We start from the raw sequence: 15741 nt of genomic DNA, 5'->3' as shown, positions 1-15741 counted from the left end.
ATATTGTTATTTAGATCATTAAATGGTCAACGCCTGTTCTTCCTTCAGGCTTACCGCCCTTTCAAAAACGATGGCCAGCGCCAGGATAACCATAAAGGCCATCAGCAGTTCCCAGGTGGCGCCCAGTACGCTCAGCAGCCGGAAATAAAGCCGGTTGTTATACACCTTTATGCTATCGCCCGCTATCCAGGCAAAAACAATTTTAGTGAGCAGCAATCCCGATAAAACAAACAGGATTCCTTTTACTGCACTGAGATTTTTCCGGGAAATAATATCTTCACTCCCCGCGCCAATCAATAGCCGGAAAAGATACCAGGTCATTACCAGGTACAGTAAACCCAGTATGGTATTTTGAAGAACAGCCGCTTTTAAACCCGGCGTATCAGGGCTGAAACGCGATTGAAAAAAAGCAACACCATTAAAGATCGTGATGTAAACACTGATCAATACAGAAATGAGCAGCACGATTTTCAACGGAAGAAGATACTTACTGATTTTCATGTTACGCCCTGTTTAATACACCAAAGGTATTTTGATTTTATCGAAAAGCAAAATAAATTTATCGTTTATCAATAATTAATGATCGATAAACGGTACGTAAGCACCGGTAATAATTTGAAGCTCAACCGCTTGTTGCTTTTTATTATCTTCATAAAAAAAATTACGTCATGGCCAATCAGGATGCATTTCTGGAATATATCAAAAGCGGCTATACTTTTAAAGGCGAGCATTTCAAGCTGGGTTGTGCCATGCTGAACGGTGAAGTAGTAACCGGGGCGGATGTTCTTCTGCCGCTTAAAACGCTTAACCGGCATGGTTTGATCGCCGGCGCCACGGGTACCGGTAAAACCAAAACCCTGCAGGTGATCGCCGAAGGACTCAGCGATGCCAGCGTACCGGTATTGTTAATGGACATTAAAGGGGATCTCAGCGGCATTGCTGCTGCGGGCAGCGACAATCCAAAGATTGCGGAACGTTACCAGAAAATAGGCGGTAGCTGGAGCCCAGCAGCCTATCCATCGGAACTGTTATCCCTCAGCCAGGAAAAGGGCGTACGCCTGCGGGCTACCGTCAGCGAATTTGGCCCCATCCTCCTGTCGAAGATCCTGGAACTGAACGATACACAGGCCGGCCTCGTAGCCATGCTCTTCAAGTATTGCGACGATAACAAACTGCCGTTACTGGATCTGAAAGACTTTAAAAAAGTATTACAATTTGCCGGTGATGAAGGCAAAGCAGAGCTGGAAAAAGATTATGGAAAGATCTCCACCACCTCTACCGGCACAATACTGCGTAAAGTAATTGAACTGGAACAACAGGGCGCTGAACTGTTTTTTGGAGAGAAATCTTTTGAAGTAGATGACCTGATGCGGATCAGCGACGATGGCCGTGGTATCATATCCATACTGCGTGTAAACGATATACAGGATCGGCCGAAACTGTTTTCCACCTTCATGCTCAGCCTGCTGGCAGAATTATACGCCACACTTCCGGAAGAAGGCGACCTGGATAAACCAAAGCTGGTGATGTTCATTGATGAGGCGCATCTTATTTTTAATGAGGCCAGCGACGCTTTACTGAAACAGATAGACACCATCATAAAACTGATCCGTTCAAAAGGCGTAGGCATTTTCTTCTGTACTCAAAACCCGATGGATGTACCTCCTTCTGTGCTGGGACAGCTGGGTCTTAAAGTACAGCATGCCCTGCGTGCCTTTACCGCCAACGACCGTAAAACAATCAAGCAAACTGCGGAGAATTACCCGTTATCAGATTTCTATAAAACAGATGAGTTGCTTACCCAGATAGGTATTGGCGAAGCGCTCGTTACCTGCTTAAATGAAAAAGGTGTTCCTACCCCGCTTGCCGCTACCATGCTGGTATCGCCACGGTCGCGTATGGATGTATTAACACCGGCGGAAATTGACGGACTCGTAAATAATTCCAAGCTGGTAAAGAAATACGGGGAGGAAATTGACAGCGAGAGCGCCTATGAAATCCTCACCGCCAAGCTGCAGGAAGCCGCCGATAAAACCGCCGCCACCGAGGCAGCGCCTAAATCTTCCGGAAAACAAAAACAGGAAAAGGGCGTTCTTGAGCAGGTGATGGATAGCTCTGTAGCCCGCCAGGTAGGCCGTACCGCCGCCAACATCATCACCCGCAGCTTACTGGGTGCGCTGGGCCTGGGTGGAAAAAGCAGTAAAAGTAAAAGCTGGTTTTAATTATGCAACGATAGCCATACGCTGTCAGTTTACATCAATATATCAAAAGTATGAGTAGAATTATTAAAACGGGCGTATGCTCGTACGGCATGTCTGGACAGATATTTCATGCCCCGTTCCTGCACGTAAACCCGGGATTTGAATTTACAGCGGTAGTGGAAAGAAGTAAAAACCTGGCGCAGCAACGCTACCCTAACGTTAAAGTATACACGAGCGTGGAGGATATGCTGGCAGACAAAGACCTGGAACTGATCGTAGTAAACACCCCCAACTACACACACTTCGATTTTGTAAAAGCCGCACTGGAAGCAGGAAAGAATGTTATTGTGGAAAAGCCTTTCACTGTACATGCAAAAGAAGGTGAAACACTTGCAGCCTTAGCGGCTGAGAAAGGTTTACTGCTCAGCGTTTACCACAACCGCCGTTACGACAGCGACTATAAAGTAGTAAAAGAAGTGCTTCAATCTGGTCAGCTGGGTGATGTACTGGAAGCAGAAATACATTACGACCGTTTCAAGGAAGAGCTGAGTTATAAAAAACATAAAGAACTGGGAGGCCCTGGTACCGGCGCCTTATACGACCTGGGTTCCCACCTGATTGACCAGGCCATTACCCTGTTTGGCATGCCAAAACGTGTATGGGCCGACATCCGTGTAATCCGCCGCGATTCTGTTGTAGATGATTATTTTGAACTGGTGCTGTACTATGATAACCTGCGGGCGCGTGTAAAATGCAACTACCTGGTGCGTGAAGCCCTGCCTGCTTACCAGCTGCATGGCCGCATTGGCTCCTTCATCAAAACCAAATCCGATATACAGGAAGCTCAACTGCAAAGAGGGCTTTTCCCCAACAGCCCCGACTGGGGCGCAGAACAGCCACATGAATGGGGTTTACTGCACACGGAGATTGATGGTAAAGTAGTAAAGAAATATGTTCCGGGTACTAACGGCAATTACATGGACTACTACCAGGGCATTTATGAAGCATTGGTGAATAAAGCCGCTAACCCGGTACCGGCGCAGGATGCCATTAAAGTGATCAAAGTGATTGAAGCTGCTTTTGAAAGCAGTAAAGAAGGCAAAGTGATTGATCTTTAACATAGATGTTGTCTTTCTCAGGGTAATCCTGGGAAAGACAACCTTCGCTCTTACCGCGTGCAGGAAAGCCGCCCCGCCTCATCGCGCACTACAATGCCCTCTTCATTCAGGAACTGCAGCACTTCCATCAGGTCACTTCTTTTTACATCGGGCAGTTTATTTTGCAGCATATTAAACAGCAGCGGTTCTTCTTTCAGCATGGTAATAACGTGATCGGATATACGCTTAAACCCCGCCGCATCCATTGGCTGTGATTTCTTTTTTAAACAGATATCGCACACGCCGCATGGTGTGGAATCCTTCTCCCCGAAATAGGCCACCAGTTGCTGTGTACGGCACATATCACGGTTACGCACATACGCAAACATGGCGGCGAGCCTGTCGGCATAAACCTTTTTACGCACTTCCACCCTGGCCATATTGATGCGCAGGTTTTGCGCGGACACCCGCTCCTGCAGGAAGCATAGCTGGGGTTCGTCGCGGCGTGGCTGATAGTGCAGGATGCCGTATTGATGCAGCTGGTGCAGCTGTGCAGCAATGTCGTCATCTTCCATCAGCATGATGCGGCCTATCTGCCGTTCATAAATTGGTACCGCATTATCGAAGATGCCTTCGTAGGTACGCAATAATGTTTTGATAATTTCTTCCAATGCCGGGTACGCGTTTTCAAACTCGTACAGGGATTCTTTATTGGTAACAAATTCTGCCCGGGAAGGGAGGAATACGCTTTCGCTGAGCTGCAGCACGCCTTCCTGTTCCAGCAGGCGCACGGCGCTATAAGCAATGGTGAGGTTCAGGTGAAAGGTGCGGGCAAAATCGTTGATATCAAAATCGAAATACATGCCTTCTGCGCTGCCCACCGGCACCTGGAGATAGTTAACGATACCCTGGTATACTTCACGGATCTGCTCCAGTGTGGGAAACTGCAACGCAATTCGTTCGTGCATATCCGTTAGTTCCTCTTCATTATAGAGCAACACGGCATATGCTTTTTGTTCGTCCCTGCCGGCGCGGCCCGCCTCCTGGTAGTAGGCTTCCAGCCCGTCGGGCATATCGTAGTGCACTACTATGCGCACATCCGGTTTATCGATCCCCATGCCAAAGGCATTGGTACAAACCATGATGCGTGTTTCATTATTGATCCAGGCTTCCTGCCTGGCGGCCCTTTCTGCCTGTGGCAAACCGGCATGGTAATAACTGGCAGGGATACCCTGTAATTCCAGCAGGGAAGCAATTTCTTTGGTGCGTTTACGGTTACGGCAATAAACGATGCCGCAGCCGGGTACGCGGTCCAGTATATGTTTTACCTTATCAATTTTAGTGGATTCTTCCAGCACACTGTAAGAGAGGTTGGAGCGGGCAAAGCTTTTGGTAAAAACTCTGGCGTCCTTCATCAGCAGCTTTTCACAGATATCTGTTTGCACCCGTGGCGTGGCCGAAGCCGTGAGCGCCAGTACCGGCGCTTCCGGGAAGAAGCTGCGGATATCTGCGATCTGCAGGTATGCCGGGCGGAAATCGTATCCCCACTGGGAAATACAATGCGCTTCATCAATAGCCAGCAGGTTTACCGGGAGGCCATCACAATAGGTTTGAAAAAGTTTGCTTTGTAATCTTTCGGGAGATACATATAAAAACTTGCATCCACCGCGGCGGGCGGCTTCCAGGACTCTTTCCACTTCCTGGTAAGGCATACCGGAATAGATAGCATAAGCGGTGATCCCTCTTTTTTTGAGATTGGCCACCTGGTCTTTCATCAATGCAATGAGCGGGGTGATCACCAGGCATAGCCCTGGCTTCATCATGGCCGGTACCTGGAAACAAATGGACTTCCCACCACCTGTAGGCAGCAGGGCCAGTGTATCCTGTCCTTCCAGTACAGCATTCACGATATCTTCCTGTAACGGGCGAAACTGTTCGTATCCCCAGTATTGCTGTAATATGGCTACGGGCGTACTCAAATAAAAATTTAATGGTTAATGCGAAGATACGCGATTAGAGCGGATGTTGTCTTACTCAGGATTACGCTGATTTAACTGATTATATTCTCTTAAATGATTTTGGGAGATATAAGCGGGTATATTCGCCTATATCTCCCAAAATCATTTAAAATCCCAAAAGTCAAATCCCTAAATCAATAAAATCAGCGTAATCCTGAGTAAGACAAAATACGCTTAGATCACATTTTTATACCGCAACCGGATAGAGTTCACGGCCAGCACCACATCGGAGAGGCCCATCACACCGGCGCCCACAATAGGGTTCAGGAACCCGAGGGCGGCTACCGGTATCGCCACTACGTTATAAATAAATGCCCAGAAAAGATTTTGTTTGATGGTGAGATAGGTATGTTTTCCCAGTCCCAGCGCCAGTGGCAGCGAGCCGAGGTTGTTATTGAGCAATACAACGTTGGCGCTTTGCATAGCCACCTGGGTGGCGTCGCTGAGGGAGATACCAATGGTAGCTTTAGCCAGTGCAGGCGCATCATTGATACCATCGCCCACCATAGCGGTAGGTGCGGTTTTCATGAGGGCATCTATCTTCTGCAGTTTTTGTTCGGGCGATTGTTCTGCATATACTTCAGTAATACCCAATTTGGCGGCCAGTTCCCGGCACTTGCGGGTGGTGTCGCCACTCAGTAAAATGGATTTGATACCGGATTGCTGCAGTTGTATAATCACCTGGGCGGCTTCGGGCCGTATTTCATCTGTAAGATCGATCCAGCCTGCCAGCAGCCCGTTCTTCAGGAGATACAGGTTATGGCTGTCATCTTCCGTTACACCATCTGCCATACGGAAAGAGCCTAATTGCCACTGGTTGCCTGCTTTATCGCTGGCACGCATACCAAGACCTTTATGTTCGCGTACCTGCTGCAGCGGCACTTCTCCGGCAGATTTCCAGAGCGAGGCAATAGAGCGGGCAATAGGATGGGAAGAATATTTCTCAAGACTGTAAACCACCTGTTTAAAATCTTCTTCCGGCATATCAAAAAAGCGGTACTCGCCCAGTTGTAACTTTCCGGTAGTGAGGGTGCCTGTCTTATCAAAAACTACCTGCCGGATATTCTTAAACATTTCCAGGGTATGGCCTCCTTTGATAAGGATCCCGTTACGCGCGGCGCGGCCCAGTCCTACCATCACGGCAGCTGGTGTGGCCAGTCCCATTGCACAAGGGCAGGAAATAACCAATACGGCTACACTGCGCATCATGGCGGTGGCCAATGTAGTATGGCCGATAAAATACCATCCGAGGAAGGTAACCAGGGCTATGCCGAGTACCAGCGGCACAAATATGGCGCTGATACGGTCGGCCAGTTTCTGCATGGGTGGCTTATCGGACTGCGCCTGTTTTACGAGTTCTATGATGTAAGACAGCACGGTGTCTTTACCCGTAGCCGTAATATATACTTTGATGCTGCCGTCTTCCAGTATGGTACCACCGATGACTTTGTCCTTTTCTTTTTTGCTGACAGGGGCGCTTTCGCCGGTGATCATGGATTCGTTGGCATGGCCGCTGCCCCAGTAGATGGTACCGTCCATTGGTATTTTATCGCCGGTATTTACCAGTACACAGTCGCCCGTGCGCAGGGTGCGGTTATCCACTTCGTGAATATGTTCGTGACCGTGGTCGGTGTTAATGAGCCTGGCAGTGGTGATTTGTAAATGGGCCAGTTCTGCGATAGCGGAAGTAGTTTGTTTCACGGACCTTTCCTCCAGCATATTTCCCAGGAATACCAGGGTGATAATGGCTGCCGTGGTTTCGTAGAACATATAATCCGGGTTGCCGTATACTACGGTTCCTACAAAGCTGTATACAAAGGCTGCGGTGGCGCCCAGCGATACCAGCACGTCCATATTGGCCATGCGGTTGATGATGGATTGTACCGCGCTGCGGCCGAAATGCCACATTCCCACGAGGTATACCGGCAGGGTAAGCCAGAACTGTACCCAGGGATGGTGTAACCAGGCCCAGCTGACCCACATATGCAACAGCAGGGGCAGCGTAAATATGAGACAAAAAACAAATTTGAATGTAAGAGTAGTATATATTTTCTTCTCTGCGGGTTTATCTTCCGGCATTACCACGCGGTATCCCATCTGGGTAATACCATTGAGTATTTCCGTTGAGTTGGCGCCTTCCGGTGCGGTGAAACTCACTTCTTCTGTGGCAAAGCTGACGTTAACGTCCTGCATTCCTTTTTTCTCCAGGTATTTGGAAACGCCGAGCGCACAACTGGTGCAATGCATTCCTTCCACCTTGCAATTAATAGCTGTCATCTGACATCTTTCCTCCTTATACAAAGTTAGCAGCGGATGAAATAGACAGGTAAAATATTAATGCAACGAAGCGGCAGAAGTGTCATAAAGGTACCCCGAAACAGGCCGGACAAGGGCTTTACCCGATTTTTGACGCATTGCTGCAACTTTTGCAAAATCTGGTGACAATCGCTTTTGCTTTCCGCTTTCTCCTTATTTTTGGACATGCAATGGACATTTACGCTGGATCAACTGCCGGAAACTGCCCGGCAGTTCTGGGATCATTTCGCCGGTAAACAGGTTTTTACCCTTGAAGGCCCGATGGGGGCAGGAAAAACCACCCTGGTAAAGGCTTTATGCGCCGCCAGAGGAGTGCAGGACGCTACTGCCAGTCCCACGTTTTCGATCATTAACGAATATGCCTACACCGACGCACAGGGGGCGCCCCGCCGCATTTTCCACCTGGACCTGTACCGGCTCCGGGATGAAGACGACGCCATCAGCGCCGGCGTGGAAGACACCCTTTACCAGGACGCCATTTGTTTTGTGGAGTGGCCGGAAATAGTAGCGCATATGCTGCCGCCGGGTACCATTCACCTCCAGCTGGAGGTACAGCCGGATCAAAAAAGGGTCCTGCGCGAAACTGCTTCATCTCTCAAATGATGTATCTTTGAATACTTCGATTTAAAAAAACTGAACACGCATATGGAGCAGAGGCAAAAACCTGTAGTAAGTGCTGGGTTTACCTATTCACCGCTGGAAGAAACGTTGGATATTCCGCAGAAAAATTCCCGTTTGTTTATAGGTATCCCGAAAGAAACATCTTTCCAGGAAAACCGGATTGCCCTTACGCCCGATGCAGTCAGCATTCTAGCGGCACACGGACATCACATAGTAGTAGAACATAAAGCCGGCGACGGGTCGCATTATTATGACACCGACTATTCAGAGGCCGGGGCGGAAATTGTATACGACAAAAAGGAGGTCTTTAAAGCAGAGATCATTGTAAAATCCGCACCGCTGAACGATGAGGAAATAGAGCTGCTGCACCCGCACCAGATCGTTATTTCTCCCATCCACCTGGCTGCCCTGAAGGCGCCACAGGTAGAAAAAATGATGGATAAGCGTATCACGCTGTTGTCTTTTGAAAACCTGAAAGATGATGCGGGCACCTACCCTATTGTAAGAGCCATGAGCGAAATTGCGGGAGGCGCCTGTATGCTGATTGCCGGACAATACCTGAGCAACGATAACAAAGGGAAAGGAATCCTCCTGGGAGGAATTACCGGCATTCCGCCAACGAAAGTAGTGATCATAGGCGCTGGTATCGTGGGTGAGTTTGCAGCCCGTACTGCACTTGCATTGGGATCTTCCGTAAAAGTATTTGATAATAACATTTACAAGCTAAAAAGGCTGCAAAACAATATCGGGGTACGTGTATTCACCTCCGTTATCCAGCCCAAAGTGCTGGCAGAGCAGCTCCGCAATGCCGACGTAGCCGTAGGCGCATTATCGTCGCAAAGCGGGCGGACACCGATTGTTGTCAGCGAATCAATGGTGAGCAACATGAAAGCCGGCTCCGTTATTGTAGATGTGAGCATCGACCGCGGCGGCTGTTTTGAAACCTCGGAAATCACTACACACGAAAATCCGGTGTTTAAAAAGTACGATGTAGTACATTATTGCGTACCCAATATTCCATCCGGATTTGCCCGTACCGCCTCTGAAGCCATCAGTAATGTGCTGATGCCTTTACTCGTGGAAGCCGCCGACGATGGCGGATTTGAAAACCTGGTGTGGATTAAACGGGGCGTACGTAATGGTATCTATCTTTATAAAGGTGCATTAACCAACTACCACCTGAGCGAGAAATTCAAGCTGAAATATACCGACCTGGAATTGTTACTGGCAGTGAAAGGATAACTCCTGGTAAAACATAAAAAAAGAAAGCGCCCTTCCGGACCGGAAAGGCGCTTTCTTTTTTTATGCTGAAGCTACACCTCGAGCTGGTAGCCCATTAATATAGCTGCTATGATGATAATACCTACCACAATACGATAGTATCCCCACATTTTAAATCCATACTTCTTCACTGCGCCGATAAAGAATTTAATAGCGCCCAAAGCTACCACGAAGGCCACGATATTACCGATCAGCAGCAGTTTCAGGTTTTCGGGATGCGCGGTCAGCAGCTCCTTCCCTTTCAGCAGTTTGTAGCCGGTGGCAGCTGCCATTGTAGGCACTGCCAGGAAAAAAGAGAATTCGGCCGACACACTGCGGGACAGCTTTTGCTGCATACCACCAATAATGGAAGCAGCACTGCGACTGGTACCCGGAATAAGCGCCAGGCACTGGTAAAAGCCTATACGTAAAGCAGTAAAAATATCTATTTTTTCTTCTGTGAGAATGGTGGGTTCTTTAAACCAGTTGTCTACAAACAAAAGGACGATACCACCTACCAGCAGCGTGATACCTACGGTTAGCGGACTTTCCAGCATCGCATCGATCTTTTTGCTGAACAGGAAACCGAGGATCAGCGCCGGAACCACGGCTACAGCCAGTTTCAGGTAAAAGTTAAGCCGGTTTTTATCAAATACCAGGAATTTTCTCCAATAAAATACCACTACTGCCAGGATCGCTCCCAGCTGGATCACTACTTCAAATAACTTGGTAAATTCATCTTTACCAATACCCAGCAGGGCGCTCACAATGATCATATGCCCGGTGGAGGAAACGGGCAGGAATTCCGTTAGTCCTTCTACGATGGCAATAATGATAGCCTGAAAAACATTCATCGAATTTAATATGGTTAAAAGTTAAAAAAAAAGCGATGAGGGATCATCGCTGTTAAAATACTTTTATAGAAGCAATTATGCTTTCGGTTTCGGACGGTGCATAATAGCGTACACTTCTATCACGAGGCCCAGTACAATAACGATGGGCGCCAGGGTGATTCTGCGGAAGCTATATACCTGTTCGGGTTTGAAGCTGTTGGGATCACTGGAATCTCCTCCCATCATAAAGAGGAAGCCCAGGATAATCACCACAATACCAGCCAGCATAAATTTGTAGTTTTCTTTTGGAAAAATAGGGCGGCTGTCGGCCAATGTGTTTTCTGCCTCCTTATTTAAAGCTGTTTTAGCCATAGTGTTTGGTATTATATCTTCGTTAAAGATTTAAAGTTAATACAGATCGTCCAGTTTCAGGCGCAGGTATTTCATTACCGAGCGGTGTGTGCTCACCAGGGAAATACTGATCCCGATAAGGATCATGCCTATAAAGAGGAATGCGATCATCAGGTTATCACGTAATCCTGCCAGTTCCGGCAATAATTTATCGGATACCGACATGATACCGATCAGCCCTGCGATAGCGATTACTGCGGCGATGGCGCCATTGGCAATACTGCGCAGGTCAAAGGGTTTGGCAATAAACCAGCGGGTAGCCCCCACCATTTGCATGGTTTTGATGAGGAACCGGTTGCTGAACATGGCTAAACGAATGGTATTGTCGATCAGGAATATCACCACCAGGCATAATAACCCGCTGATGATCAGGATAATTAATCCGATCCTGTTTACGTTTTCGTTCAGTTTGCTCACCAGCATACGCTGATAGGATATTTCCCTTACGATGCTTTGCTGCGACAGGTTATTTTCAATGACCTTCAAACTATCATTGTTTACATAATTGGCGTTTGCCTTTATGTTGATGCTGCTGTACAGCGGGTTGTATTGCAACAGGGAGATAAAGTCCTCCCCGAAATCCTTTTTGAACCGCTGTGCCGCCATGTCTTTCGACACATATTCAATTGACTTAATATATGGCCTGTGGGCCATAGAATCGCGCAGGGCCGTGGCCTGTGCTTCTTTCACGTTATCCCGGAGGATGACCTGTATCTCTATGCTTTCCTTAAAATACACACTCAGCTTGTTAGCATGTATTACCACCAGACCCAATGTGCCCAGTAAAAACAATACCAGTGCCACACCAATGATGGAGTACAGGTAGGATGGTTTCGACTTCTTTGCTGATGATTTCCCGGATTGCGCCATTAATCTGCAGTTTATCGGCGAAAATAATAAAAATTAATAGTTATGTGTTTAATTTTGCCAACCCGGTCAGGTAATACACCCTTTCCGGACAATAGAACGGCAATATATAGAGATGTTGGGGAATGACATTGGAGTATTAATGAATTTAACATTATTTTGCTGAACAGGCATTAGAACAACTTTTTAAATTATAACTGATAACGCCTTAATGACCGGACGTATTGTTTATATCCGGACAATTAAGGTTCATCTACAACAGATATGGAATACAATTTCAGGGCAATCGAAAAAAAATGGCAGCAACAATGGGAGCAATCGCATGCTTACCGTGTGAGCAATAACAGTCCCAAGCCCAAATGTTATGTACTGGACATGTTCCCCTATCCGTCCGGAGCCGGCTTACACGTAGGCCATCCACTGGGATACATTGCAACAGACATCTATTCGCGCTATAAAAGACTAAAAGGCTTTAACGTGCTCCATGCAATGGGATATGATGCGTTTGGTTTGCCAACAGAACAATATGCCCTTGAAACAGGTCAGCATCCCGCAGTAACCACCGAACAAAATATCAAAGCCTTCCGTGAACAATTGGATAATATTGGCTTTTGCTACGACTGGGACCGCCAGGTAACCACCAGCGACCCTTCCTATTATAAATGGACCCAATGGATCTTCCTGCAGATCTTTGAAAGCTGGTATAACCGCAGCACAAAGAAAGCAGCACCCATCGCGTCCCTGGTAGCTATTTTTGAGAAAGATGGTAATGCCGGTCATATCTGCCCCGGCGACCGGAGCATACAATTCACCGCCGCCAACTGGAAAAGCTATAGCGAGCAGGAACAGCGCAACATACTGATGCAGTACCGCCTGGCCTACCTGGCGCACGCCGAAGTTAACTGGTGCGCAGCACTGGGCACCGTACTCGCCAACGATGAAGTAGTGAACGGCGTGAGTGAACGCGGCGGCTACCCCGTAGTGAAAAAGAAGATGAGCCAGTGGTTTCTGCGTATCACCGAATACGCCAACCGCCTCCTGGAAGGACTGGAAACAGTATCCTTCAGCGATGCCATGAAAGAAATGCAGCGCAACTGGATCGGTAAAAGCCAGGGAGCCGAAATTAAGTTCGCCCTGAAAAACTCTACCGAACACGTGGAAGTATACACTACCCGCCCCGATACCATTTTCGGCGTGGACTTCATGGTAGTGGCGCCTGAACACGAACTGGTATCCCGGATCACCACCCCGGAACAACAAGCCGAAATTGACAAATACCTCGAATACGTGCAAAGCCGCTCCGAACGGGAACGCATGGCCGATGTAAAACAAATCACCGGCTGCTTTACCGGCGCATACGCCATCAATCCGTTTGATGGCCGCGAAATCCCCGTGTGGATTGCGGAATACGTGCTGGCCGGCTACGGTACCGGCGCTATTATGGCGGTGCCCTGCGGCGATCAGCGCGACTTTGGCTTTGCCAAACATTTCAATATCCCCATCACCAACATCATCGGCGATGCTTTCACCGGACAGGAAGCCAATCCTACCAAAGAAGCCAAACTGCAAAACAGCGGCTTCCTCGATGGCATGGACATGAAGCCCGCTATGGATGTGGTGATCACCAAACTGGAAGAACTGGGAATCGGCAAACGCCAGATCAACTATAAAATGCGCGACGCCGGCTTTAGCCGTCAACGTTACTGGGGCGAGCCTTTCCCCATCATCTATAAAAACGGTATTCCTTACGCAATGGATGAAAAAGACCTGCCGCTGGAATTACCGCATGTGGAAAACTATAAACCCGGCGAAGAAGGCGAAGGCCCCCTGGCTAACATTACCGATTGGGTAAACGTGGCCCCCGGCGTGAAACGCGAAACCAACACCATGCCCGGATATGCCGGCAGCAGCTGGTATTTCCTGCGCTACATGGACCCGCATAATGATAAAACCTTTGCCGACCGCAAAGCTACCGACTACTGGAACCAGGTAGATGTTTATGTAGGCGGTACCGAACACGCCGTAGGACACCTGCTCTACTCCCGTATGTGGACCAAAGTGCTGTACGACCTGGGACATATCGGTTTTGATGAGCCGTTTAAGTCGCTGATCAACCAGGGGATGATTGGCGGTAGCTCCAGACTTGTATACCGTGTTCGCGGTACGCATCAATATGTTTCACATGGTTTGAAAGATCAGTATGAAACTGATGAACTGCACGTAGATGTAAATATCGTAGACGGCGTAGAACTGGACACTGAAGCGTTTAAAAAATGGAAGCCCGACTTTGCAGATGCAACATTCATACTGGAAGACGGTAAATACATTTGCGGCGTACAGCTGGAAAAAATGAGCAAGCGTTTATTCAACACCGTTAATCCAAACGACCTGGTGGAAAAATACGGCGCTGATACTTTCCGCATGTACGAAATGTTCCTGGGCCCGGTGGAACAATCCAAACCCTGGGATACCAAGGGTATTGAAGGTGTACACCGCTTCCTGAAAAAACTATGGCGCCTGTTTGCCGATGAGCAGAAAGGCATCCTGGTGAATGAACAACCAGCCACACCGGAGGAACTGAAAATACTGCATAAAACTATCCAGAAAATAGATCACGATACTTCCAGCTTCTCCTACAATACAGCGGTGAGCCAGTTTATGATCTGTGTAAATGAACTCGCTACCCTGCGTTGTCACAAACGCAGCATCCTGGAGCCATTGCTGATCCTGCTCACGCCCTACGCGCCTCACCTGTGTGAAGAACTGTGGCAATATATCGGCAATAATGAAAGCATACTGAATGCACTTTACCCGGTGTATGACGAACAATACACAAAGGAAAGCGCCTTCAATTACCCGATAGCTATTAACGGTAAAACCCGCTCTGAAATGGGCTTCTCACTGGATGCGGCTATTCCTGATATTGAAAAAGAAGTGCTGGCCAGTGAAGTAGTGCAGAAATGGCTGGAAGGTAAGGCGCCTAAAAAGGTGATTATCGTAAAAGGAAAGATGATTAATGTGGTGATATAGCGGAGGTTGTCTTTCCCAGGATTCCCCTGATTTTACTGATTAACTTTTTGTGATTTTGGGAAATTAGGGGATAACAGGGATTGCTTAAAGATTGACTGGGGAATGCTTCATTTATACTTAGCATATGCTTAGGACATGCTTAATACATGGAGATTCCCCGGAGGTGACGTGGAGGGGACGTGGACTTGATCATGTAACCCTTTACCACAGGGCTTTACAGACGAAAAAGTACAGGGCGCTTATGCAGGCGCTGCCATATAAGTGAAATGATATATATCAAATATACTGGTGTAAGTAATTGAGCGGCATTTAATAAATCATTGCAGTTAAATGCCGCTCACCATATTAAATTATTTAAAGAATGATGTTGGTGAAGCCTCTGAATTTCACTGAATTTTCCAAAAATTCTATAAAACGCAAAAAATAAACCAATTTTCCGTAGAAAACACTGGATAAAATCCGGCCAGCGCATAACGGACCTCTTTATGCTATGCCGGTGTAGGAAATTAATGCTACTATAAAGGATGCAATAGTTCCAATAATCAATACTCCTCCGGCAATCAATAACGACTTTCCCAACTGCGGATCTCCTGTAAACAGCAATATTAATCCCATAATGATATATCCCCCTATCAGGTATTTAAAAATGCCCAGGTGCTCCATAGTAGCTTGCGGCTCTATAGCAAACAATAATGCAGTACATACTACGGGAATTAATATTAAAAGCAGTACTTGTTTTAAGGTTTTATTCATCGTTTAATTTATTAGGAAGCAGCTACACCAATGCAACATGTTTTAAAATTCTTCTCATAAACATTGCTTACCGTATACTCAAACCGCTTAAAATAAGCCCGCAGGTAGACAACCCCACCAGCAAAATAATCCCTGACGACAATAACAACACTTTCCCCATATGATTCTTATTAACAATGACCAGGATGAGGCCAATCACAAAATAGGCCGCTACCAGGAACATCGCTATCAATCCGGCAGCAATGATACCTTCATCGCCGGCTATGCACATCACCAGGAAAATGCCCAGTGGTATCAGGGTAAATAAGAGTACATCTTTGAAAAATTTATTCAT

13 protein-coding genes are annotated in these 15741 nt (G+C 47.4%); 5 read left to right on the top strand and 8 right to left on the bottom strand.

Annotated features, from left to right (window positions below):
* Window positions 1-18: 18 nt before the first annotated feature.
* On the bottom strand, window positions 19-501 hold the full coding sequence (locus B5Z18_RS31485) for a DUF2975 domain-containing protein (protein ID WP_079473560.1): 483 nt from the start codon (window positions 499-501) through the stop codon (window positions 19-21).
* A gap of 167 nt (window positions 502-668) precedes the next feature.
* Here B5Z18_RS31485 and B5Z18_RS31480 point away from each other — a divergent pair, with 167 nt between their 5' ends.
* Together B5Z18_RS31480 and B5Z18_RS31475 are read left to right on the top strand one after the other, a co-directional pair.
* Entirely contained in the window at window positions 669-2222 is a 1554-nt protein-coding gene (locus B5Z18_RS31480; RefSeq protein WP_079473559.1) for a helicase HerA-like domain-containing protein, read from the top strand.
* Between the two features lie 50 nt (window positions 2223-2272).
* Window positions 2273-3319: a Gfo/Idh/MocA family oxidoreductase gene (locus B5Z18_RS31475; protein WP_079473558.1), complete on the top strand. Its 1047-nt coding sequence runs from the start codon at window positions 2273-2275 to the stop codon at window positions 3317-3319.
* 50 nt (window positions 3320-3369) lie between these two features.
* On the opposite strand, the gene B5Z18_RS31470 is transcribed toward B5Z18_RS31475, so the two are convergent.
* Both B5Z18_RS31470 and B5Z18_RS31465 read right to left on the bottom strand, forming a co-directional pair.
* Window positions 3370-5277: a RecQ family ATP-dependent DNA helicase gene (locus B5Z18_RS31470; protein ID WP_079473557.1), complete on the bottom strand. Its 1908-nt coding sequence runs from the start codon at window positions 5275-5277 to the stop codon at window positions 3370-3372.
* 213 nt (window positions 5278-5490) lie between these two features.
* Window positions 5491-7593 (bottom strand): heavy metal translocating P-type ATPase, encoded by a 2103-nt coding sequence (locus tag B5Z18_RS31465; protein WP_079473556.1) that lies wholly within the window; start codon window positions 7591-7593, stop codon window positions 5491-5493.
* A gap of 204 nt (window positions 7594-7797) precedes the next feature.
* Here B5Z18_RS31465 and tsaE point away from each other — a divergent pair, with 204 nt between their 5' ends.
* Window positions 7798-8235 carry a tRNA (adenosine(37)-N6)-threonylcarbamoyltransferase complex ATPase subunit type 1 TsaE gene (tsaE, locus tag B5Z18_RS31460; RefSeq protein ID WP_079473645.1) on the top strand — a complete coding sequence of 146 codons (438 nt, stop codon included), beginning with the start codon at window positions 7798-7800 and terminating at the stop codon, window positions 8233-8235.
* 42 nt (window positions 8236-8277) lie between these two features.
* A complete protein-coding gene (locus tag B5Z18_RS31455; protein ID WP_079473555.1) occupies window positions 8278-9495 on the top strand; it encodes an alanine dehydrogenase in 1218 nt (405 codons plus the stop codon).
* 71 nt (window positions 9496-9566) lie between these two features.
* Here the strand turns inward: B5Z18_RS31455 and B5Z18_RS31450 are convergent, their stop codons facing one another.
* From B5Z18_RS31450 to B5Z18_RS31440, 3 genes are all read right to left on the bottom strand, one after another.
* Window positions 9567-10367: an undecaprenyl-diphosphate phosphatase gene (locus B5Z18_RS31450; protein WP_079473554.1), complete on the bottom strand. Its 801-nt coding sequence runs from the start codon at window positions 10365-10367 to the stop codon at window positions 9567-9569.
* Between the two features lie 75 nt (window positions 10368-10442).
* On the bottom strand, window positions 10443-10718 hold the full coding sequence (locus B5Z18_RS31445; RefSeq protein ID WP_079473553.1) for a DUF3098 domain-containing protein: 276 nt from the start codon (window positions 10716-10718) through the stop codon (window positions 10443-10445).
* 36 nt (window positions 10719-10754) lie between these two features.
* Entirely contained in the window at window positions 10755-11627 is an 873-nt protein-coding gene (locus tag B5Z18_RS31440; protein WP_079473552.1) for a cell division protein FtsX, read from the bottom strand.
* Window positions 11628-11888: 261 nt separating this feature from the next.
* Between B5Z18_RS31440 and leuS the strand changes: the two genes are divergently transcribed.
* Entirely contained in the window at window positions 11889-14654 is a 2766-nt protein-coding gene (gene leuS / locus B5Z18_RS31435; protein ID WP_079473551.1) for a leucine--tRNA ligase, read from the top strand.
* 483 nt (window positions 14655-15137) lie between these two features.
* Here the strand turns inward: leuS and B5Z18_RS31430 are convergent, their stop codons facing one another.
* Both B5Z18_RS31430 and B5Z18_RS31425 read right to left on the bottom strand, forming a co-directional pair.
* On the bottom strand, window positions 15138-15407 hold the full coding sequence (locus B5Z18_RS31430) for a hypothetical protein (protein ID WP_079473550.1): 270 nt from the start codon (window positions 15405-15407) through the stop codon (window positions 15138-15140).
* Window positions 15408-15474: 67 nt separating this feature from the next.
* Window positions 15475-15741, bottom strand: a complete 267-nt coding sequence (locus tag B5Z18_RS31425; protein ID WP_079473549.1) for a hypothetical protein — start codon at window positions 15739-15741, stop codon at window positions 15475-15477.

Source organism: Chitinophaga ginsengisegetis (assembly GCF_900168065.1).
GTDB classification, from domain to species: Bacteria; Bacteroidota; Bacteroidia; order Chitinophagales; family Chitinophagaceae; genus Chitinophaga; species Chitinophaga ginsengisegetis.
This window is presented reverse-complemented; position numbering and strand designations above follow the sequence as displayed.